Here is a 20,754-nt window from a genome sequence, read left to right as displayed (position 1 = left end):
GCCGAACCATCGTCACGTTCCGGCAAAATCATCTGACCCAAAGTAATAACCTGGGGAAGTGGATGGATATCGTCTGGTGTTCGTCGGTGGGATGGGCCGCTCCGGCTCCACTCTGATCGAACGCCTCCTCGGTGAGCTGCCCGGATTCTGCTCCGTCGGTGAGATCGTGCACCTGTGGCGCAGGGGACTGGTGGAGAACGAGCGCTGCGGTTGCGGCCTGGCCTTCGCGGACTGCGGCTTCTGGAGCGACGTGGGCAGGAGGGCGTTCGGCGGCTGGGATCGCCTGGACGTCCAGCGGGTGCTGCGCCTCAAGGACAGCGTCGACCGCACCCGTTTCCTGCCGGGCCTGCTCAACGGGCCGACGGGGGAGGGGCCCCTCGCGCTGCGCAGTGAGCGTTACACCGAGTTCTACCACCGCCTCTACTCGGCGGTCGCGCAGGTCAGCGGTGCTCGGGTGATCGTGGACGCGAGCAAGCACGCCTCGCTGGCGGCCTGTCTGCGCCAGCGGTACGGCGCCCGGATGCGCCTCCTGCACGTGGTGCGCGACCCCCGGGCGGTGGCGCACTCCTGGGGCAAGCGGGTGGTGCGCCCGGACGCCGCCCCGGGCAGTAGCGAGCCGGAGATGGCGCGGTACTCGGCCGGTCGTTCGGCTGTGCAGTGGATGACCCAGAACTCCTCGCTGGACGCGTTGGCCAGGCGGGGGACCCCGACCCTGCGGGTGCGTTACGAGGACTTCGTGGCCGCGCCGGAGGCCGAGTTCGGCCGTATCGCCGACTTCGCGGGACACATGGGGGATCCGCTCGTCCTGGGGGAGGGCGGTGTGGAGCTGTCCGGGGGGCACGCGGTCTCCGGCAATCCGATGCGCTTCCGGTCCGGTCCGGTCGGCGTCCGCGCGGACCACGGCTGGCAGGAGGGGCTCGCTCCGTGGCGGCGGTGCCTGGTCACGGCGGTGACCACCCCGACACGCGGGCGCTATGGGTACTGATGTCCGCTAGGCGAACCAGGGGGTGTTGCGCGTGCGAAACATGACGTATGGTCATCATGTGAACACTCTGTGTCGTATTTTGGTGGCCTAGGGGGCGATTGGCCGTGGGTAGCGGACCGGTACGAGGGACGGCGATGGCGGTGTCGGTGCTACTCGCACTGGGATTGGTCGGGGCGGGAGACAGCCCCGGCGGTGCTTCGGTACCGGCGGAGAACCAGCCCCCCGAGAGTCGTCCGGGTCCGAACACGGCTCCGTTCCTCGGCCTGCCCCCGCCGCGTGAGACCCGCTGCACCGTCTCGGACATCCTCGAACCCTCGTGCGGGGTCTGGTGGGGCGCCAGCCCCTACGACGGCGACGTGGAGTCGCTGGAGTCCGCGGCCGACCGGAACATGGACATCGTCTACACCTGGCGCGGCATCGACCAGGCCGACGTTCCGGGGGAGCGGGAGCGGCGGCTGGTCGCCCAGGGCCGCTTCGTGCACACCAACATCGAGGCCCGCCGGTTCACCCGGTCGGGGCATCCGGACATCGCCTACCGCGACATCCTCGCGGGCCGGTTCGACTCCTCGCTGCGTTCCCAGGCCCGGGGCGTCGCCGAGCTGGAGGTGCCCTACTTCATCACCTTCGACCACGAGGCCGACGGCAAGAACCGCTACAACAACCGGGGCACCCCGGAGGAGTTCGTGCGCTCCTGGCGGCACATCGTCGACCTGTACCGGGCCGAGGGCGCGGACAACGCCATCTGGGTGTGGAACGTGACCGGCTGGCCCGGCAACGTGGACCGCCTCCCCGGCCTCTGGCCCGGCAACGACTACGTCGACTGGATCAGCTGGGAGGCCTACAACATGACCGGCTGCGACAAGATGTCGAACTGGGACCACGTCGACTCCTTCGAGGACGCCCTGTCCCCGACCTACGACTGGATCCAGGAGGAGGGGCCCGAACACGGCATCGACCCCGACAAGCCGGTCATGATCGGGGAGATGGGCACCACCGACATCGGCCCCAGCGAAACCCTGAAGTGGTACGCGGACATCCCGGACGTCCTCCGGCGCTACGAGCGGGTGCGCGCCGTCAAGCTCTGGGACAGCAAGGTCTCCGACGGCTGCGACTTCCGCGTCCAGGCCAACGAGTACGCCCGGCGCGGCTTCGAGCTGGCCGGCCAGGACCCCTACGTGCACCTGCCGGACCGGGTCCGGCGCCTGGCGGAGTACGCCGCGACCCGGGACCGGTCCCGGGACTGACCCCGGCTTCGACCGCCGGTCCGGTCAGCCGCCCGCCGGCCGGAGCATGGACCAGGTGCGCGGGCCGCCGTCGGGCAGGTCGTACTCCGCGGTGGCCCGGAAACCCAACGACTCGTACAGTCCGACGTTCTCCGGCGCCGAGGTCTCCAGAAACGAGGGCACACCCGCCGCGTCCGCCTCGCGCAGCCCGGCACTGACGACCCCGCGCCCCAGCCCGCGGCCCCGCGACCCGGGGCGGACCCCCACGGTTCCCAGGAACCAGACGGGTCCGGTCGGGCGGTGCCGCTCCATGGCCTCCTCTGCCGAGGCGTAGGCGTCCGCGCGGTCGCCCGCCAGCTGCACCAGGGTGGGCAGCAGGTCCGTCATGACGGACTCGGCCCCGCCGGAGTCGGGGGTGGACCATACGGCGACGGCGTCCAGCCCGTCACTCACCCACACCCGGCCGTGCGGCAGCCCGATCTCGGCCAGGAAGAGCCGTTGGAACTCGCGCAGCCTGACGAAGTGGTCGTCGGCAGAGATGGTGTGCCGGGTGAAGGGGTAGTCACGAAAGGCCGCGGCCAGTGTGTCCGCGGCCCTGTCCACGTCCTCGACGGCGGCTTCCCTGATCACGTGCTTGCTGATGGCGCTGTCCCCTGGTCCGCTCCGGTGCTCCGCCCCGTGCGGGGCCGCCCGCGAGGTTATCGAACGGGCCCTGGCCGCAGCCACCGGATTTCCGGCCTGCGGCCCCCGGGCCGACCCGCGGACGCCGCCGCTACAGACCCCTGCCGCGCAGGTGCAGCAGACGCAGGACCCAGCCCGCCGGAAAACCGCAGACCACCAGGAGGGCCAGGTAGGCCCGCCCCTCCAACGGCCGCCTGCGCAGGGTCCGCCCGATCCACCCCAGCGCCCGGCCGCGCCGACCGGCGGCCGCCTCGGCGAACGCGATCTGCCCCGCGATCCGGGCGTAGCCGCGCGGCACCAGGGCGAACTCCGGGTAGCGCTCCAGCAGCCAGCGCAACGCGGTGGAGATGGTCTGCCACCGCTCGGAGAAGAAGGACTTGCGGTGCCACAGCACCCGCACACCGGGCTCGGGGATGTTGCGGATCGGCCCCCGCCGCGCCAATCGCAGGAGCAGCTCGTAGTCCTCCGCGTAACTGCCGGGGATCTCCTCGCTCACCGTCCCGCAACCGCCGATCATCGCCCCGCGGCGGATCAGGAAGGTCGACGGGTGCAGCTCGGTCAGGCGGGACTTCAGCAGGTCGCCGAAGGTGACGCTGGTCCGGTCCAGGACCCGCTCCGACTCCACCTTGTCGTAGACCACCTGGATGCCGCAGCACACCATGTCGGTCCCCGGCTCCGCGCGCATCACCTCCACCTGCGCCCGGAGCTTCTCGGGCATCCAGGTGTCGTCGTCGTCGCAGAAGGCCACGAGGTCGGTGTCGGCGCCCAGCACACCGGTGTTGCGGGCCCCGGCCAGCCCCGGGGTGAGCGTGTTGGTCACCACCCGGACGGGGCGGTCGCCCTCGGAGTGGGCGAGTGAGGTGTCGGGCTGGTCGTTGTCGAACACCACGATGGTGGCGATCCGCCCCGGGTAGTCCTGCTCGACGATCGCCCGCAGGGTGCGGCGCAGCAGCTCGGGACGGTCCCGGGTGGGCACGACCACCGTCACCGCGGGCCAGGTGTCGGCCGGGTCGGGGGCCACGGCCGCCGGGGCCGCGCCGTCCTGCCCCCCGTCGGTGAGCAGGTCGATCAGTTCGCCCGCGCGCAGCGCGGCGCGCTCGGGTCCGTCGTCGGATCCGGGGTCCACCCGGAAGTCCTCGGGGGAGGCCAGCGCCCTGTCGAGGAACGCGTGCAGCTGTTGGGCGGTCGAGCAGGCGTGTACCCGGCCCGCCTCCTCCACCCGCCGGACGAACAGCAACTGGTGGTCGTCCACGTGCTCCTCCAGTTCGGGATCCCGGGCGACCACGACGGGCAGGTGTCCGGCGGCCCGGGCCTGGGTGATGGTTCCGGGGCCGCCGTGCGTGACGACCACGCTTGCCCCGCGCATCGCCCCGGACAGCTCCTCTCCGGGCAGGAACGGTGTCCCCGAGGCCCTCTCCGGGGCCGAACTGTGGCCGTGCTGGACGAGGACGCGCAGGTCCGGGCGGCGGCGCGCGTAGTCGTCGGCCCAGCGCACCAGCCGGTCGAACGCGTGGTGGTCGGTGCCCAGGCTGACGACCACGTCGGGGTGGTCGCTGCCGTCGGGGCGGTGTGCGGAGCGTGCGGTCTGTTCGGTCACAGGAGCGGTCCTACGGTGATGGCGGTCGGCATGAACGAACGCTGTTCCTCCCACTGGGCGAGGAACAGGCGGGTGAAGGGCCTGCAGAGCCTGGCGGTGAGGGTGGGGGTGTCGATGCGGTCGTAGACCTCGATGTAGACGGTCGGGACACGCGTCAGCCAGGCCAGGACGAAGAACGGCAGGGCGACCCCGGCCCCGGTGCTGACCACGACCGCGGGGCGCTGCGCGCGCATCACCCGCAGGGCCAGAACGGTGTTGCGCAGCAGGTTGCCGACGTTGCGGGTGGTGGGGTGGTGGGCCCAGTGCACCGACTCCCCGGCCAGCGCTGATTCGGCGTCCGTCGTGCGGAAGGTGACCCACACGCGTTCCCGCTCCCGCCACCAGGGGCGCAACGAGCGCAGTTGGGTGAGGTGGCCTCCGCTGGAGGCCACCAGGAGAACCGGTCGTGCAGACATCTCGTGATCAGTCCATCGCTGTGAGTGTTCGATTGTGGGCGCGGGGTGCACAGGAGAGCGAAGACCCGGGTCACCTCCGTGGTTCCAGGTGCCCGCGCGCGAGCCAGACCGTGCACAGGTGGCCGGCCGCCCCCGCGAGTACCCCCGCGGCCGGCGTCGGCGCACCCGGGCCGACCACCGCCTCCAGCAGTGCCGGCAGGGCTCCGAACCACAGCAGGGCGCTACCGGTCGCCACCAGCACCGGTCGGCTGAACGGGTGCAGCACCACGAGGGACCTCAGCTGCCACAACGGCAGGAGTTTGCGGACCAGCACGGCGGCCACCAGAGCCGCCGCCGCGCCCACGGCCCCGTACGAGGGCACCAGCAGGACACCGGCCACGATGCTGGCCAGGAGCGACATCACGTTGTTGAGCAGGTTCAACCCGGTCCGCCCGGTCATCGTCAGGACGAGGTCGCCCATCCCCAGCACCGAGGCGACCAGCTGGCCCGTGCACACCACGACCAGCGCCGTCGCCCCCGCGGAGTACCCGGTGCCGAACAGCCGCATCACCTCGGGCGCGAACATCAGCGCCGACAGGTACAGCGGCCAGTTGAGGCAGACCAGCCAGGAGGTCCCCGCCTGGTACAGCGCGCGTACCGACCCGTGCTCCCCGGCTGCCAGCAGTTCCGCGAACCGGGGCTGGGCCGCGTACAGCACCGCCTGGGTGCAGAACTGACCGACGACCATGATCCGGGTGGCCGCGGTGAACACCGCCGCGCCGGTCAGTCCGTGCAGCAGCGCCACCATGACCACACCACCCCGTTGGACCCCGGCCTGGGCGATCCCACCCAGGGCCCGGGGCAGCGCGAAGGACCAGAACTCCGCCGGGGTGACCCGGTCCTGACGGTCCTTCGGCCCGCTCCGCTCCTCCACCGCCGGGGAGGCGTCACCGGCGGTGGAGGTCTCCCCGGGCGGGGGCGCGGCCTCGGCCCCGCGTACGATCCGGCCGAGCCAGAACCAGGCCAGCACCGCCGCGGGCAGGTACGGTCCGGCCCAGGCCAGGGCGAGGAGCCCGGCGGAACCGGAGAGAGCGATCATCCCGACCAGGCCCAGCTGCGCCAGCGGGCGGCCCACCTTGTCCACCAGGACCGTGACCGACATGTCGTGGTGGGCACGGGTCGCCGCCAGCACGGAGTCGGTGAGCACCGCGAACGGCAGGAAGAGCGCGAGCAGCCGCAGGTAGACGGCGGCCTCATCCGGCCCCAGGGCGTCCGCCAGCGGCCGGGCGAGGACCACCAGCAGCACGGAGACCAGGCAGGCCGCCAGGACCGCGGGGCCCAGCGCCAGCCGCAGCAGCGCCGGGACGCCGCCGGGACGGCCGAACACCCGCAGCCGGGCGATGAAGTACACCAGCCCGTCCGGGGCGCCCGCGTTGGCCACCGCGGCCATGATGAGGAACACCGACGTGGCCGAGAACAGCAGCCCCGCCGTCTCCTGAGAGAACGCCCGGGTGATCGCCACGATCAGCGCGAGGTTGAGGGCGGCGCCCACCACGGCACCCGCCATGTTGACGGCCCCGCCGCGCAGGACGCGTCCGAGGCCGCGGTCGCGGAGGCCGCCGGGGCCCGCCGGGGAGGGGGCTCGCGTCGAGGTCACGCGCGCCACGAGGGGGTGCGCCCCCACCAGTCGGCGAGACGGGCGTCGCTGTCGGCGAACCGCTCGGTGAGCTCGGCGCGCAGGGAGTCGGGCATGACCGCGCGTTTACGTGCGTTGTGGCGGCCCGGAGCGGTCTCCGGCCCCGGCGGTAGGCCGAGGAACCGGACGATCCCGCCCAGGGCCCGGGGGGTGCCGTCGAACAGGTCGGCGTAGTCCACCACGTGCATGCGCTCGCGGCCCAGGTGCCGTTCCATCCTGACCAGCTGGTCGACGTAGCGACCCCGGGCCACGTATCCGTGGTGCTGGTGGGAGTGCGAGTGGTGGCCGGGGTCCGCCACCAGCCGTTCCTCGGCTCCAGCCAGCCGCTTGTCCTCCAGTTCGACCGCCCGGGCGAACGGCTCCGTCTCGAACCCGCGCGCGCTCTCGTGGGCGTGCGCGGAGTAGGCGCGCTCGACCGGGTCGCGCAGGATCACCACGACCCGCACCTCGGGCAGTTCACGGGCGATCCGTTCGGCGGCCAGGGGGTGGAAGAGGTAGTACGGGCTGGACTCGAACGCCCTGACACGGGGCCGTCCCCGGCGGGCCCGCAGGGTGGCGCGCAGGGGGAAGTGCGAGCGGTACCAGGCCGGCCCGTTGTGGTGGCCGGTGTCGAAGTAGTGGACCCCCTTGCGCAGGACGGGGCCGGTGGCCGCCGGGTGCTGGGACAGGGCCTTGAACAGCGAGGTGGTGCCCGAACGCTGGGCCCCGCAGATGAGGAAGTCGGGCAGGGCCCGGGCGGTGCTGGTCACACCGCCCAGGCCGTCGGCGATCGGCAGCAGGGCGCGCCTGGCCGGGGCGGCGAGGCGGTTCAGAGCAGAGGTGGCCCGGGGCATCGCGAGCTCCTTCGGTGTGGGCGCCGGCGTTCCCCGGGGCGGGGTCGGCGCTGTGGGTGTCGGTGCTTGGGACGCGCCGCTCGGATCGTCGGCGCTGTGCGTACGGTTGTGCCGGCCGCTGCGGCGCTCCCGCCTGCGGGCGGGAGCTCACACGGCGTGGGCCGCCTCGTGCGCGGCTCTGTCCTGGAGACCCTCCAGCGCGGGCAGCAGCCAGTCGTCAACGGCGGCGAGGTCGTTTCCGCTCTCCGACTGGCGGTCGTGGAGGTAACGGGTGGCGAGGTCGATCAGGTACAGCGCCATCACGGTGGAGACGGCGTGCTGGCGCAGCCCGCTCTCCGCCAGCAGCGGATCGCGCAGCAGCCGGGAACCGGTGTCCAACCAGCGGTGGACGCCCGGGTGCACCCCGGCCTGGACGGACTCGTTGAGGTCGTAGTGCAGGGCGTCGAACCCGGCGGGCGCGTCCATGGCGAGCCGCTCCCAGTCCCACACGAACGCCCTCCGCGCCGTACTGGCGATGTTCCACCTGGTCAGATCGCCGTGCCAGGCCCCGAAGGGCAGCGACACGTCCGGTAGGCGGTGGAGCGCGGCACGCAGGGGAGCGGCTTCGGGACGGGCACCGAGTTTGGCGATGCGCTCGTCCAGCGACCGCCGGTAGGGGCTCGCCGAGAGTCTGCGCTCCCGCACCCGTGCCAGCCCCACGATCTGGGTGACGCAGCGCAGCAGTTGGTGCCGGGTGGGCCGGTCGGTCTGGTCGCCGACCGGCAGCGCCTCCTGGACCAGCAGGGGGTGGCCGTTCCACTCGCCGTCGTAGAGCAGGCGCGGCACGGTCACGTCCCGGAGCCTGGACTCCGCGAGGTGTCGCAGGGCCCGGGTCTCCGCCCGCACCAGGCGGGAGGTGAGGTCGTTGATGGCGACCTTGGCGTAACCGATGGTTCGTCCGCCCGGTGTGAGCAGCAGCAGGACCGGTTTGCGGTTGGCGCGCGGCGGTCCCACGTGGATCGCGATGGCGAGATCGCGGTCCAGGGCGGCGGTGAGCGCGTGCTCGATCCCCGGGCCCGCACCCACGTACAGCCGGTCGCGCAGCAGCAGTGGAGCGATCCCGGTTGCGAACGCGCTGGTCAGGAGCAGTGTCCGCAACCGTTCCCGCAGGGAGTGCCCCTGGGAGAAGGAGGTGATGCCACGGGCGGCCGCCGAGCGGTTGTGGGCCGGCAGGATCACCCGCGGGTTGTGCGCGTTGGGTACAGGAAGGTACTGGTTGCCCCGGTTCCGGTGGGCCATCCGCCGCACCGTGCCGTCGTCCGGGCCGAGCAGGCCCCCGCAGGGCCACAGCACCGCCGCGAGGTCGGTCAGATAGGTGGTCTCGCTGTTCACCAGGCACCTCCGCCGGTGCGCGCGGTCCCGCGACTTCGGAGCGCCGGTTCCTCGCACCGCCAGAGCAGGGCGACGGCGATCATGGTGACGGCGAGCGGGGACATGAGCGCGACGTAGAAGAACATGTACCAGAACAGAAGCAGGACGGTGAGCAGGGCGCCCTGCCCGACCGTCGTCGAGGCGGACCGGTAGCGCCAGGCCACCCGCGCGAAGAACGCGAAGAGCAGGAAGGCGCCCACCCAGCCGCTGGCGATGAGGGTCATCCACAGCTGCCCGGCGTTGCCGATGACGTGTTGACCGCAGCCCGGACAGCCGGGAGTGGGGCCCACGGCGATCGATTCCGAGCTGCCCAGACTCTCGCGGGTGGTGCCCCAGCCGACCACCGGGGACAGGTTCGCCGCCTCAACGGACGCGATGTTGGTCGCCGCCCGGCCGTCGTCGCTGTGCGGGTTCTCCGCACGGGCCCGTACGACCTCGGCCAGCGGCGACAGGGCCAGGGCGAGCAGAACCGCGACCACGGCGACCGCCCCGGCCCCGACCAGGACGACCCGCCCCCGGCGCAGCGCCTGTGCGGCGCCGAACGCCAGCGACAGCGCCAACCCGGCCCAGAGCGCACGGTTCAGGGAGTACACGACCGGGACCACTGCCAGCGCGATCGCGGCCAGGGCGCCCAGACGGGACCACCCCGAGTCCCCGGCGACCCAACCCACCACGACCCAGACCAACAGCAGGGACAGCATGTAGCCCCAGACGTTGGTGTACTCCCAGGGCGCCTTCGGCCGAGGTGTCTCGACCCCGCCGAAGACGTCCATGATCTGCGCCGAGGCCGGGTGGATCAGTGTCTGGACGTAGGGGTCGGCGGCCAGCGAGCCCGGGACCAGGTACTCCAGCGGGGCCGTGAACTCGAACCGGGGCGCGAGCATCCCGAGGTAGCCCCCGGCGATCGTGGTCAGGCACAGCACTGCCAGGGACCACACGACCAGCCGCACCGGCAGTTCGCGCTCGGTCAGGTTGCCCGCGTAGAGCAGCAGTACGGTCAGGACGAGGTAGTTGACCACCCGCAGCAGGGCCCCGGGGTAGCCGCCGCTGTCCGGGACCGTCCCGGGCATCTCCAGCGGGATCAGCGCCAGACCGAGGACCGTCCACACCAGGAAGAGCCCCCACAGCCAGAACCCCGGCGGGACCCGCAGCCCCACCGTCCGGTGGCGGCGCACCAGTTCGGCCAGCATCGGCACGGCGAACAGCCAGTACGCGAACTGGCCCATGCCCAGCGCCCACCACAGCGGGTAGCCGGCCAGCAGCCACACCAGCGGCCACCCGGTGACCGGGGCGGCTTCGCGCCCCGGTAGGGGGTCCCGGACCGCACCGGGCGCGGACGGGCCCGGTACGGCGGTGCCACGGCCGGTCAACGCCGGGACCCGGCGGGTGCGGCCCCGTGGTCGGCGGGGACCGGAGCGTCCGCGGCGGTACCGGTACCGCTGGGTTTGCGCGGGGCCGGGGGAACGGGGCACGGAGTGGCGGGCGCGGCCGGGACGGGGCCCGGGCCCGGCTGGCGCGGGACGGTGATCGCGCCCGGGACGGTGACGCCGAACCGGTCTCCGGCGGTTACCGTGCCGACCAGGTCCGTGCGGCGGCTCCGTCCCAGCTCGACCACGGGCAGGAGCAGGTCGGCGGAGGCGGCCAGAGCCTGGGCGTCCGCGCTCTCACCGAACGCGGCGGTGACGACCACCACGAACTCGGCGTGTTCCCGCAGCAGCTCCACCAGTTCCGCGGCGCTGCTCTGGACCGGCGCCGCCGTCCCGGCGCGCCCGTTGCGCAGCACCCGTAGGCGCGGAACGGCGGCGGGGCGGACCTCCAGCTCGGCAGGGTCCTCACCGTCGACCAGGATCTCGGCGAGGCCGGGGCCCTCGGCCGGCCCGAGCAGCTCGCCGACGGTGCCGGTGCGCGGGTCGGCGCAGACCAACAGGGTCTCGGAGCCGGTCCGGGCGAGGGCCGCCGCCAGGTTCACCGCGGCGGTGGAGCCCGAGCGCCCCGGGGCGGTCCCGGTGACCAGGACGACGCGGCCGGTCGCGTGGTCGGCGAGGCGGGCACGGACCAGGTGCGCGAACCCGTTGGCGCGCTGGCCGTCCGGGTCCGCCTCGGTGGACAGGCCGGAGCCGGACAGCTCCAGCAGGACGGGGACGGATCCGATCCGGGCGGTGTCCTCGGTGTCGTGCACGCGCGGGTCCAGGCGGTCGCGGACCAGGGCGGCGAGGAGCCCGGCGACCAGCCCGAGGGCGGCGCCCGCGACCAGCCACAGCAGGGCCACGGGGGAGGTGGGGGCCTCGGGGAGGCCGGCCGGGGTGATGACCTGGCCGGGGGAGACCGTCTCGTGGAGGGCGCTCAGCGGGCTGATGCCGTTGCCGATGTCGCTGATCTCCTGGCGTACCGCCTCGGCCTGGGCATCGGCGCTGACCCGGTCCGCGCCGACCGCCCCGGCGTTCTCCGCGGTCAGCTCGGACAGTCTCTCGTAGAGCCCTTCCTGTTCGCCGCGCAGCGCGTCCAGCCGGCTGCTGATGAGGGACCGGGCCTGTTCGCCCCGGTGCTCGAGGTAGGCGGCGGCGAGGGCGTCGGCCCCTTCCCGCGCGGCATCGGGTGAGGGGGCGGAGTAGTGGAGTTCGAGGATGTTGCTGTTGGAGGGGACGGTCACGTCGATCCGCTCGCGCAGGTCCGCGGGGGCGGTGTCCCCGGGCAGGGCGTCGACCATGACGGTGGTGACCTGGTCGGAGAGTACGACCTGGGCCTCGCTGTCCAGGTTGACGTCGCCGGTCAGGCGGCCGGACCGCTCCCCGGTGAACTCGGCCATTCCGGTCGGGCGGACCTGCACGGCGGCGGTCGAGGTGTAGGTCGACGGAACAGCGACCACCCCGGCGGTGGCGAGGACCAGCCCGCCGAGCACCCCAGCGCCCACCAGACGCCAGCGGCGCCTCAACAGAGCGGTGTACTCCTTCAGTTCCGGTCCGGATGAGCCGGGGACGTCGGTGTCCATCGGGTCCTCTCCACGCAGACATGGCAGCACTTTTAGTAAACGATTGCATACTAAGTGTAATACCTTTGGTTGCGCCTGCTGCTTTGGGAAACAGCCCTTTCCCCAGAGGAAGCTGTCCGGAAACCGGTCGTGACGTGCGGCGACCGGGGTCGGACCCCGGGACGCGCGCGAGGGGGCGGCGGACTTTTGCCCACCGCCCCCTCACCGGGAGGTCCGCCCTCCCACCTCTTCTAGCCGCCCACGACCACCGGCGGCAGGCCGGTGTCGGACTCCCAGGTGCTCTCGCACTCCTTCTGGGTCGACACCGTGTGGGCCCTGGCGGAGCAGTCACGGAATTCGGTGACCTCCTCCTGGTAGACGAAGAGGACCGCCAGCATGCTCGTGGACATCACGATCCCGACCACGCCCAGGGCCACGCTCATCAGGGCGCCCGGCGCCTGGGAGCTGTGCGCGCGTGCGGCGCGGCGGGCCCGGAACCCCTGGACGACACCGAACACGGACAGCACCACACCGTAGGGCGGGAGCAGCAGGCCCGCCAGGCCGAGGAACAGTCCCCACAGGCCTCCTCGCTCGACCTTGGGCGGCTGGCCTTCGGCACGGGGCTCCGGGCTGTTGTCGGTCACAGGTTCACTCCTTCGGGGACGCCCCGTACCGCGGGGCGCCGTGGTCCGCGCGCGCCTGCGCGGAGCGGGTGGCGATGGTGGCGCGGAGCCCCGGCCCCCGGCGCCTCCGGGGAGGCGGGGAAGGGCCGGTCCGCGTGAGGTAGACGCTACCCGGCCCGATAGGGTGTGAACGCGGACGGGCCGGATAGGCCCAGGCCTGGCGTCTGTACCAGGCGTACGCGAATCCCGGATGCTGCGCCGTCCCCCGGCGCCCCCGGGGTGGGGACCGGGTCCCCACACCGTTCTTCTACACATGAGGGAGAAGCACGCTTTGTCCGCGCGAGTGGTGGTTCTCATATCGGGGACGGGCAGCAACATGGCCGCCCTGATGGAAGCCGCGAAGGACCCCGAATACGGGGCCGAGATCGTCGCCGTGGGATCGGACCGCGAGGGAACACGCGGTGTCGAGGTGGCCCGGGAGGCCGGTGTACCCACGTTCGTCGTACCGTTCCGTTCCTACGCCGACCGGACGGCCTGGGACACGGCCATGTCCGACCGGATCGCGGAACACACGCCCGACCTGGTGGTCTCCGCCGGTTTCATGCGCATCCTCGGGCCCGCCGTGGTCGGCCGCCACCAGGCGGTCAACATCCACCCGGCGCTGCTGCCCTCCTTCCCCGGCGCGCACGCCGTACGCGACGCGCTCGCCCACGGCGTCCGTGTCACCGGCACCACCATCCACTTCCTCGACGAGGGCGTCGACTCCGGTCCGATCATCGACCAGGTCGCGGTACCCGTCGAGGACGGCGACGACGAGGCCGGCCTCCACGAGCGGATCAAGACCGTGGAGCGGCGGATGCTGGTCGACACGGTCGGCCGCCTCGCCCGCGAGGGCTGGACCATCGACGGCAGGCACGTGCGGTTCGGCCGCACCGACACAAGGAGTTCCAGGTGACCCAGCAGGCCATCAGGCGTGCGTTGATCAGCGTGTACGACAAGACCGGCCTGGAGGCGCTGGGCGTCGGCCTGGCCGAGGCCGGGGTGGAGATCGTCTCCACCGGCTCCACGGCCGCCCGCCTCACCGCGGCCGGCGTCCCCGTCACCCCCGTCGAGGACGTCACGGGTTTCCCGGAGATCATGGAGGGTCGGGTCAAGACCCTGCACCCGGCCGTGCACGCCGGGCTCCTCGCCGACCAGGGAAACCCCGACCACGTCGCCAAGATCGACGAACTGGGCATCGCCCCCTTCGACCTGGTCGTGGTCAACCTCTACCCCTTCTCCGACACCGTCGCCTCCGGCGCCTCCGAGGCCGACTGCATCGAGAAGATCGACATCGGCGGCCCCGCGATGGTGCGCGCCTCGGCCAAGAACCACGGCAGCGTGGCGATCGTGGTCGACCCCGCCGGCTACGACTCCACCCTGGAGGCCGTCCGGGACGGCGGCTTCACCCTGGAGCAGCGCAAGCGGCTGGCGGGCCTGGCCTTCCAGCACACCGCCGCCTACGACGCCGCGGTGGCCGACTGGTTCGCCGGCGCGTACGCGCCCGACGCCGAAGCCGAGTCCACCGGGTGGCCCGCGTTCCGCGCCTCCGCGCACACCCGCACCGCCGCCCTGCGGTACGGCGAGAACCCGCACCAGAAGGCCGCGCTGTACACCGAGGCGGGTTCGGCCGGTACCGGCCTGGCCGGTGCCGAGCAGCTGCACGGCAAGGCCATGTCCTACAACAACTACGTCGACGCCGACGCCGCTCTGCGCGCCGCCCACGACTTCGACGAGCCGTGCGTGGCCATCATCAAGCACGCCAACCCGTGCGGCATCGCGGTGGGCGCCGACAACGTCGAGGCGCACCGCAAGGCGCACGCCAGCGACCCGGTCTCGGCGTTCGGCGGTGTGATCGCCACCAACCGCGAGGTCGGCGCCGAGCTGGCCGAGCAGATCTTCGAGATCTTCACCGAGGTCGTCGTCGCCCCCGGGTTCACCCCCGAGGCCGTCGAGAAGCTCTCCGGGAAGAAGAACATCCGCCTGCTGGCCGTGGCCGACCCGGCCCGGGGCCCGCGCGTGGAGACCCGTCAGATCAGCGGCGGCCTGCTGGTCCAGGACACCGACGTCGTCGACGCCGAGGGCGACGACCCCGCCACCTGGACGCTGGCCACCGGGGAGGCGGCCGACGAGGCCCTCCTCGCCGACCTGGCCTTCGCCTGGAAGGCCGTGCGCGCGGTCAAGTCCAACGCGATCCTGCTCGCCTCCGACGGCGCCACGGTCGGTGTCGGGATGGGCCAGGTCAACCGGGTCGACTCGGCCGGCCTCGCCGTCTCCCGCGCCGGTGAGCGGGTCAGGGGCTCCGTGGCCGCCAGTGACGCCTTCTTCCCGTTCGCCGACGGTCTGGAGATCCTCACCAAGGCCGGGGTGCGCGCCGTCGTCCAGCCCGGCGGCTCGGTCCGTGACGCCGAGGTCATCGCCGCCGCGGAGGCCGCCGGGGTCACCATGTACCTCACCGGCACCCGCCACTTCTTCCACTAGCCCAGTCAGCGAGGAGCAACGTATGAGCGCGATCGTTCTGGACGGAAAGGCCACCGCGAAGGCCATTCGCGAGGAGCTGGCGGAGCGGGTGGCCAAGCTGCACGCCAAGGGCCTCGCCCCCGGCCTCGGTACCGTCCTGGTCGGCGACGACCCGGGCAGCCACTCCTACGTGCGTGGCAAGCACCGCGACTGCGCCCAGGTCGGCATCGCCAGCATCCGCCGCGACCTGCCCGCGGACGCCACCCAGGAGCAGGTGGAGCAGGCGGTGCACGAACTCAACGAGGACCCGGCCTGCACCGGGTACATCGTGCAGCTGCCGCTGCCCCGGGGGCTGGACGAGAACCGGGTGCTGGGGCTGATCGACCCGGCCAAGGACGCCGACGGCCTCCAGCCGGTCAACCTGGGCAAGCTCGTCCTGATGGAGGAGGCCCCGCTGCCGTGCACCCCGCGCGGCATCGTGGAGCTCCTCAACCGCTACGAGGTGCCGATCCGGGGCGCGGAGGTCGTGGTGGTCGGTCGTGGCGTGACCGTGGGGCGCCCCCTCGGCCTGCTGCTGACCCGGCGCTCGGAGAACGCCACCGTCACCCTGTGCCACACCGGTACCCGTGACCTGGCCGAGCACACGCGCAAGGCCGACATCATCGTCGCCGGTGCGGGTGTCCCCGGGCTGATCACCAAGGACATGGTCAAGCCGGGCGCGGCCGTGCTGGACGTGGGTGTGACGCGCACCGACGACGGGCTGGTCGGGGACGTCGCCCTCGACGTCCCCGAGGTCGCCGGACACGTGTCCCCCAACCCCGGCGGCGTGGGCCCGATGACTCGGGCCATGCTGCTGGTCAACGTGGTGGAGGCCGCTGAGCGGCAGGCCGGCTCGGCGGCCTGATCGGCTGCCCGGCGCTCCTGCCGCCTGTCCGAGGGGGCGGTCCCGCACGGGGCCGCCCCCTCGTCGCGTCCGAGCCGGACGCTCAGCTCGCCCGGCGGGAGGAGTCACCCAGCGGCATCGGGCGGACCAGGCCCAGGGCCACGACCTCGTTGGCCAGCCGGGTGCGGCGGTTCTGTCCCTCCGGGATGCGGAACTTCTGGTAGAGCCGGAGCAGGTGCTGTTTGACCGCGGCCTCGGTGACCACCAGTGCTTCGGCGATGTCGCGGGCGGTGGCGGGGGCGACGAAGGCCTCCTCGGAGAGCGCGGGCCGGCACAGGGCGGTCAGTACGTCCAGTTCGCGCCGGGTGAGTTCGGGGGCGGCGCCCCTGCGGAGCTCGATGTCGGGGCTGAGCTGTTCGTTGGGCAGGCCGCCGATCCGGCAGCGGGCGGTGCCGAAGCTCACGACGTCGCCCTCGGCCAGGACGCGCCGGGCGATCGGGCGGCCGTTGACCCGGGTGCCGTTGCGGGACAGGCCCAGGTCGACGACGTAGACGTAGGGCCCCCGGCGGACGAGTTCGGCGTGGAGCTGGGACACGCTCGGGTCGTGCAGCCGGATGTCGGTGCCCTCACCGCGGCCGACCGTGGTCACCTCGGCGGGGAGCGGGCGGATGTCCCCGGACTCCTCCACCCGCAGATAGGGGCCGTCCACGGGGGCTCCTCCCGTGCTGGTGGGGCGCGGTCGGTGGGGGTGGGGTCGGCGGTGGGGGAGGGGCGGCTGTCGGGGGGTGGCGGCTCGGTCTACACGTCGCGTGGGCTTCATGGGGGTGGTCCTCGCTCACCGGTGCGCTCATCTCCACTCTGGGTTACCCGGCTGGTACGCGTTCTACGCGCTTACTCCGGAGTTAGGCGGATAAGGCGCGGAAATACGGCTCTGTGGCCGAACCGGGAGTAGGAAACGGTCACTGATATCCCCGAAGGGGGACAAGTCCGTTTCCGTGAGCCCTGGGGCTCCGGCGGTGCCGTTCACTACAATGGGCGGGTCCTCTTCCGGGTGTCGGGGTCCGTCGCACACGGGCCCGACCGGGGCCACCAGGAACGTGAGCCACACTGGAGACTGTCCGGTTTCGGACAGTCTCCTTTCGAGGGTTGGCCGGTCTGTGCCAGATGCCCGGGGAGAGGTCGGCAGAACGAGCCGCGCGGCGGCCAAGCAATTCGGAAACGAACAGGTCGGGACTGGGTGGACGACGCGGAGCAGGCTGAGGTGGCGGAGTCGGACGGGCGCACCCCGGACGGGGGTTCGGGCTCGGTGGAGGGCGGCCGGAGGAAAGTGCCCTACTGGCTTTCCCAGGTGCCCTACGCCCTGGTCCTGTCGGCTCTGGCCGCGGGGATCGCGGTCGTGGCCGCGGCCCACTTCAAACGCGGCCCGGCGATCATCGCGGGTGCGCTGCTGCTCGCGGCGACCTTCAGGTTGCTCCTGCCCAAGGACTGGATCGGCCTGCTGGCGGTGCGTCGGAGGTGGGTCGATCTACTCACCCTGGTCTCGCTCGCGGGCCTGCTGATCGTGTTGGCCTGGGTGGCGCCGCAACTCTCCGCCTAGGCGTCGAATAAGCTTGATGTCGAGATACTGCGACACCGACAAGCACCGCCTCCCCGGTAAGCACGGATACCGGGCGGGATCAGGGGATTGCCGCGCGCGCGGAACCCGGAGCCGGCCACGAACCGGTTCCGGCCCTCCGCCGCACGAGGCGGTAGCGAAGACTGAAGGGACAGCCACACAGCCATGGCCAAGATCAAGGTCGAAAACCCCGTAGTCGAGCTCGACGGCGACGAGATGACCCGGATCATCTGGTCCTTCATCAAGGACCGTCTGATCCTGCCGTACCTCGACATCGACCTGAAGTACTACGACCTCGGCATCGAGGAGCGTGACCGCACCGACGACCAGATCACCGTCGACGCGGCCAACGCCATCAAGGAGCACGGCGTCGGCGTCAAGTGCGCCACCATCACGCCGGACGAGGCCCGGGTCGAGGAGTTCGGCCTCAAGAAGATGTGGCGGTCGCCCAACGGCACCATCCGCAACATCCTCGGCGGTGTCGTCTTCCGCGAGCCCATCATCTGCGAGAACGTGCCGCGGCTGGTGCCGGGCTGGACCAAGCCGGTCATCATCGGCCGTCACGCCCACGGCGACCAGTACAAGGCCACCGACTTCAAGGTGCCCGGCCCCGGCACGGTCACCATGACCTACACCCCGGCCGACGGCAGCCAGCCGGTCGAGTTCGACGTCGCGAACTTCCCCGAGGCGGGCGGTGTCGCGATGGGCATGTACAACTTCCGCAAGTCCATCGAGGACTTCGCGCGCGCCAGCCTGAACTACGGCCTGGACCGCAACTACCCGGTGTACATGTCCACCAAGAACACCATCCTCAAGGCCTACGACGGCATGTTCAAGGACGTGTTCGAGGAGATCTTCGAGACCGAGTTCAAGGACAAGTTCGCCGCCGCGGGCCTGACCTACGAGCACCGCCTCATCGACGACATGGTCGCCGCCGCGCTCAAGTGGGAGGGCGGCTACGTCTGGGCGTGCAAGAACTACGACGGCGACGTCCAGTCCGACACCGTCGCCCAGGGCTACGGCTCGCTCGGCCTGATGACCTCGGTCCTGCGCACCGCTGACGGCCGCACCGTGGAGGCCGAGGCCGCCCACGGCACCGTGACCCGTCACTACCGCCAGCACCAGCAGGGCAAGCCCACCTCGACCAACCCGATCGCCTCCATCTTCGCGTGGACCCGCGGTCTGGAGCACCGGGGCAAGCTGGACAACACCCCGAAGGTGGTCGAGTTCGCGAACACCCTCGAGGACGTCGTCATCAAGACCGTCGAGGGCGGCCAGATGACGAAGGACCTGGCCCTGCTGATCGGATCCGACCAGGAGTGGCTGACCACCGAGCAGTTCCTCGCTGCCCTGGACGAGAACCTGAGCAAGCGCCTCGCCTAGGAGGTCGGCTCGCGGCGGCCATGAGCCGGCGGTCGCGATGAGACCTTGACCACGCCCGGGCGCCCGTACGAGGGGCGTCCGGGCGTCGTCGTGCCATCGGTCCCGGTGCCGGGGTGAAAAGCGTGGAAAGCGGTGTTCACGGGGGTTCGGGGTCCCGTGGAGTTGGAAGTTCCCCGGCATGTTTCCCGTGTTCGGGTCACATCGGCGGGGCCGCGGTGGGAGGATGGCAGAGCCGGACAGGGGCCTCGGGTCCCGGGTGCGACGTAGGACACGTGAACACGATTCGCACCTTTCGCGAACTTTGACCTATTGTGGAGACACGCCGGTGAGAACCGGCAGGCCAGAGCGGGTTCAACGCCCCTCGGCCACCACGAGCCGACGTGCCGGCCGTGCGCCCGCTGGGGGGTAGGCGCGCACAGTACGGAACGTCACGAAGAAGGGCCCGTCACTCCGGTGACGGGCCCTTCGCTCGTTCACGGTCCGGTCCGGGGCGGGGGCGCCCTCGGCCGACACCCGCTCCGCCGTGCCGCCCTAGTCCTCCATGACCTCCTCGGGGATGGGCTCGCCGGTGCGCATCGCCTCGAACATCTGCTCGGACCTGCCCTCGTCCCACAGCACGACCGAACCCACGCCGTCCAGGGTCGGGGTGCTGCCCACCGGCACGGCGGTGGTCCGGGTGCCGCCGCGCATCGCCAGCAGCATGCTCGCCAGGTGGCGCAGCTTGTCGCCCTCGTCGACCATGAACGTGTCGGTGCCCGCGAGCACCAGCGGCACCGAACGGAAGGGGTTGACCATCGTGGAGGGGGCGCCGGCCTTCTGGATCAGCGCGGAGAAGAACTCGCGCTGGCGCTGGATCCGGTCCAGGTCGGCGCGCGCGGTGGCGCGGGTGCGCACGTAGCCCAGCGCGGTGCCGCCGTCCATCTCCTGGCAACCCGCCTCGATGTCCAGGCCCGCCTTCGGGTCCGCCATCGGTTCCTCCGGGCACAGCTCCACGCCGCCGACCGCGTCGACCAGGTCGACGAAGCCGCCCATGCCGATCTCGACGTAGTGGTCGATCCGTACGCCCGAAGCCTGCTCGAAGGTCTGCACCAGAGGCCCCGGGCCGCCGCAGACCTCCGTCTCCGACTCGTCGGTGCCGCACACGGCGTCGGCGAAGGCGGTGTTGATCTTGTTGTCCGCGTAACCCGGAATGGCCATGGGGACGTAGGAGTCGCGCGGCACGCTGACGATCGTGGGGTCGCCGTCGCGGGGCATGTACAGCACCATGATCGTGTCGGTGCGACGGCCCTCGGCCCGGCCGGTGGCCAGGTCCTGGACCTGCTCGTCGTCCAGGCCGTCGCGGCTGTCGGAGCCGACGATCATGTAGGTGGTCCCGGGCTGGCGGTCCGGTCGGCCCTCGTAGTCCTGGAGCGCCTCGACCCGCTCCAGCCGCGAGTCCGCCCAGAGGTAGAAGGCGCCGGGGATCACCAGGAGGAGGATCAGCGCCACGACGAACGCGTTGCGGACCTTCCTCCTGCGGCGCTCCTGTGCGCGGCGCTTGATGCCGCGGCCGTCGTACTCGCGTCCGGCGCTGTGGGTGGGGCGCCTCTTCGGGCGGTGCGGGGGCACCCGGTCGGCCGGGGGGAGCCGGCGGGTCTCGCCCACCACCCGCTGCTCGGACTCGCGCGAACGGTAGAGCTTCTCGAACGCGTCCGCCCTGCCGGGGTCGCCCCCGCGCCGGAACACGCCGCCTCTGTCGTGTTCACCGGTCGAGCCGGGTTCCTCCCGCTGCCGTCGGTCAGCCATCGAATCGCCTATCTGCTCCGCGCCGTGCGCCGCTCGGGTGAGTGTTATGTCCCTTGTGATCGCTGACAGAGTAGTCGGGTTCACTCCGATCTCCTCCAGCGGCCGGGACCGGCCCCCGGAGGGGACGCGGAAGCGGCGC

The 20,754-nt window shown here is 72.0% G+C and carries 18 protein-coding genes; 7 read left to right on the top strand and 11 right to left on the bottom strand.

The window, feature by feature from the left end; genetic code table 11:
- Positions 1 to 76: 76 nt before the first annotated feature.
- Together ACUKCB_RS17280 and ACUKCB_RS17275 are read left to right on the top strand one after the other, a co-directional pair.
- Entirely contained in the window at positions 77 to 985 is a 909-nt protein-coding gene (locus ACUKCB_RS17280; RefSeq protein ID WP_473041049.1) for a sulfotransferase, read from the top strand.
- Between the two features lie 134 nt (positions 986 to 1,119).
- Positions 1,120 to 2,229: a glycoside hydrolase family 26 protein gene (locus tag ACUKCB_RS17275; RefSeq protein ID WP_473036634.1), complete on the top strand. Its 1,110-nt coding sequence runs from the start codon at positions 1,120 to 1,122 to the stop codon at positions 2,227 to 2,229.
- A 24-nt stretch (positions 2,230 to 2,253) separates the two neighbouring features.
- Here ACUKCB_RS17275 and ACUKCB_RS17270 read toward each other — a convergent pair whose 3' ends face one another.
- From ACUKCB_RS17270 to ACUKCB_RS17230, 9 genes are all read right to left on the bottom strand, one after another.
- On the bottom strand, positions 2,254 to 2,838 hold the full coding sequence (locus ACUKCB_RS17270) for a GNAT family N-acetyltransferase (RefSeq protein WP_473036633.1): 585 nt from the start codon (positions 2,836 to 2,838) through the stop codon (positions 2,254 to 2,256).
- A 142-nt stretch (positions 2,839 to 2,980) separates the two neighbouring features.
- Positions 2,981 to 4,486 carry a glycosyltransferase gene (locus ACUKCB_RS17265; protein ID WP_473036632.1) on the bottom strand — a complete coding sequence of 502 codons (1,506 nt, stop codon included), beginning with the start codon at positions 4,484 to 4,486 and terminating at the stop codon, positions 2,981 to 2,983.
- A complete protein-coding gene (locus tag ACUKCB_RS17260) occupies positions 4,483 to 4,941 on the bottom strand; it encodes a UDP-N-acetylglucosamine--LPS N-acetylglucosamine transferase (RefSeq protein WP_473036631.1) in 459 nt (152 codons plus the stop codon). Before ACUKCB_RS17260 ends, ACUKCB_RS17265 begins: the two co-directional genes overlap by 4 nt.
- A 70-nt stretch (positions 4,942 to 5,011) precedes the next feature.
- Positions 5,012 to 6,604 carry a lipopolysaccharide biosynthesis protein gene (locus tag ACUKCB_RS17255; protein WP_473036630.1) on the bottom strand — a complete coding sequence of 531 codons (1,593 nt, stop codon included), beginning with the start codon at positions 6,602 to 6,604 and terminating at the stop codon, positions 5,012 to 5,014.
- Complete coding sequence (locus ACUKCB_RS17250) at positions 6,574 to 7,449, bottom strand: sulfotransferase family protein (RefSeq protein WP_473036629.1); 876 nt, start codon at positions 7,447 to 7,449, stop codon at positions 6,574 to 6,576. The genes ACUKCB_RS17255 and ACUKCB_RS17250 overlap by 31 nt, the downstream gene beginning before the upstream one ends.
- 147 nt (positions 7,450 to 7,596) lie before the next feature.
- Positions 7,597 to 8,820 (bottom strand): phosphotransferase, encoded by a 1,224-nt coding sequence (locus ACUKCB_RS17245; protein ID WP_473036628.1) that lies wholly within the window; start codon positions 8,818 to 8,820, stop codon positions 7,597 to 7,599.
- Complete coding sequence (locus ACUKCB_RS17240; RefSeq protein ID WP_473036627.1) at positions 8,817 to 10,229, bottom strand: ligase; 1,413 nt, start codon at positions 10,227 to 10,229, stop codon at positions 8,817 to 8,819. The genes ACUKCB_RS17245 and ACUKCB_RS17240 overlap by 4 nt, the downstream gene beginning before the upstream one ends.
- Positions 10,226 to 11,848, bottom strand: a complete 1,623-nt coding sequence (locus ACUKCB_RS17235) for a chain length determinant family protein (protein ID WP_473036626.1) — start codon at positions 11,846 to 11,848, stop codon at positions 10,226 to 10,228. The genes ACUKCB_RS17240 and ACUKCB_RS17235 overlap by 4 nt, the downstream gene beginning before the upstream one ends.
- A 230-nt stretch (positions 11,849 to 12,078) precedes the next feature.
- A complete protein-coding gene (locus ACUKCB_RS17230; RefSeq protein WP_473036625.1) occupies positions 12,079 to 12,471 on the bottom strand; it encodes a DUF4190 domain-containing protein in 393 nt (130 codons plus the stop codon).
- A gap of 322 nt (positions 12,472 to 12,793) precedes the next feature.
- Here ACUKCB_RS17230 and purN point away from each other — a divergent pair, with 322 nt between their 5' ends.
- From purN to ACUKCB_RS17215, 3 genes are read left to right on the top strand one after another with little or no spacing between them, the layout of a single operon-like run.
- Entirely contained in the window at positions 12,794 to 13,405 is a 612-nt protein-coding gene (gene purN / locus ACUKCB_RS17225) for a phosphoribosylglycinamide formyltransferase (RefSeq protein WP_473041048.1), read from the top strand.
- The gene (gene purH, locus ACUKCB_RS17220) at positions 13,402 to 14,970 is read left to right on the top strand and encodes a bifunctional phosphoribosylaminoimidazolecarboxamide formyltransferase/IMP cyclohydrolase (protein ID WP_473036624.1); all 1,569 of its coding nucleotides are present in this window, start codon (positions 13,402 to 13,404) and stop codon (positions 14,968 to 14,970) included. Before purN ends, purH begins: the two co-directional genes overlap by 4 nt.
- Positions 14,971 to 14,992: 22 nt before the next feature.
- Positions 14,993 to 15,853 (top strand): bifunctional methylenetetrahydrofolate dehydrogenase/methenyltetrahydrofolate cyclohydrolase, encoded by an 861-nt coding sequence (locus ACUKCB_RS17215; RefSeq protein ID WP_473036623.1) that lies wholly within the window; start codon positions 14,993 to 14,995, stop codon positions 15,851 to 15,853.
- Positions 15,854 to 15,935: 82 nt separating this feature from the next.
- On the opposite strand, the gene ACUKCB_RS17210 is transcribed toward ACUKCB_RS17215, so the two are convergent.
- The gene (locus tag ACUKCB_RS17210; protein ID WP_473036622.1) at positions 15,936 to 16,541 is read right to left on the bottom strand and encodes an FHA domain-containing protein; all 606 of its coding nucleotides are present in this window, start codon (positions 16,539 to 16,541) and stop codon (positions 15,936 to 15,938) included.
- A gap of 528 nt (positions 16,542 to 17,069) precedes the next feature.
- Here ACUKCB_RS17210 and ACUKCB_RS17205 point away from each other — a divergent pair.
- Together ACUKCB_RS17205 and ACUKCB_RS17200 are read left to right on the top strand one after the other, a co-directional pair.
- Positions 17,070 to 17,429 carry a DUF3017 domain-containing protein gene (locus ACUKCB_RS17205; RefSeq protein WP_473036621.1) on the top strand — a complete coding sequence of 120 codons (360 nt, stop codon included), beginning with the start codon at positions 17,070 to 17,072 and terminating at the stop codon, positions 17,427 to 17,429.
- Between the two features lie 183 nt (positions 17,430 to 17,612).
- Positions 17,613 to 18,830, top strand: coding sequence for an NADP-dependent isocitrate dehydrogenase (locus tag ACUKCB_RS17200; protein ID WP_473036620.1), 1,218 nt, complete (start codon positions 17,613 to 17,615; stop codon positions 18,828 to 18,830).
- Positions 18,831 to 19,361: 531 nt separating this feature from the next.
- Here ACUKCB_RS17200 and ACUKCB_RS17195 read toward each other — a convergent pair.
- Positions 19,362 to 20,615 carry an LCP family protein gene (locus tag ACUKCB_RS17195; RefSeq protein ID WP_473036619.1) on the bottom strand — a complete coding sequence of 418 codons (1,254 nt, stop codon included), beginning with the start codon at positions 20,613 to 20,615 and terminating at the stop codon, positions 19,362 to 19,364.
- Positions 20,616 to 20,754: the final 139 nt, after the last annotated feature.

The organism is Nocardiopsis moroccensis (assembly GCF_055763695.1).
Note: the sequence above shows the minus strand (reverse complement) of the source record. Positions and strands in the feature narration are given on the sequence as shown.

Bases quoted from the DNA above. Each gene is read 5' to 3' on its own strand.
- ACUKCB_RS17260 (WP_473036631.1), bottom strand. From the start codon at position 4,941: ATGTCTGCACGACCGGTTCTCCTGGTGGCCTCCAGCGGAGGCCACCTC.
- ACUKCB_RS17275 (WP_473036634.1), top strand. From the start codon at position 1,120: ATGGCGGTGTCGGTGCTACTCGCACTGGGATTGGTCGGGGCGGGAGAC.
- ACUKCB_RS17200 (WP_473036620.1), top strand. From the start codon at position 17,613: ATGGCCAAGATCAAGGTCGAAAACCCCGTAGTCGAGCTCGACGGCGAC.
- ACUKCB_RS17235 (WP_473036626.1), bottom strand. From the start codon at position 11,848: ATGGACACCGACGTCCCCGGCTCATCCGGACCGGAACTGAAGGAGTAC.
- ACUKCB_RS17250 (WP_473036629.1), bottom strand. From the start codon at position 7,449: ATGCCCCGGGCCACCTCTGCTCTGAACCGCCTCGCCGCCCCGGCCAGG.
- ACUKCB_RS17195 (WP_473036619.1), bottom strand. From the start codon at position 20,615: ATGGCTGACCGACGGCAGCGGGAGGAACCCGGCTCGACCGGTGAACAC.
- ACUKCB_RS17215 (WP_473036623.1), top strand. From the start codon at position 14,993: ATGAGCGCGATCGTTCTGGACGGAAAGGCCACCGCGAAGGCCATTCGC.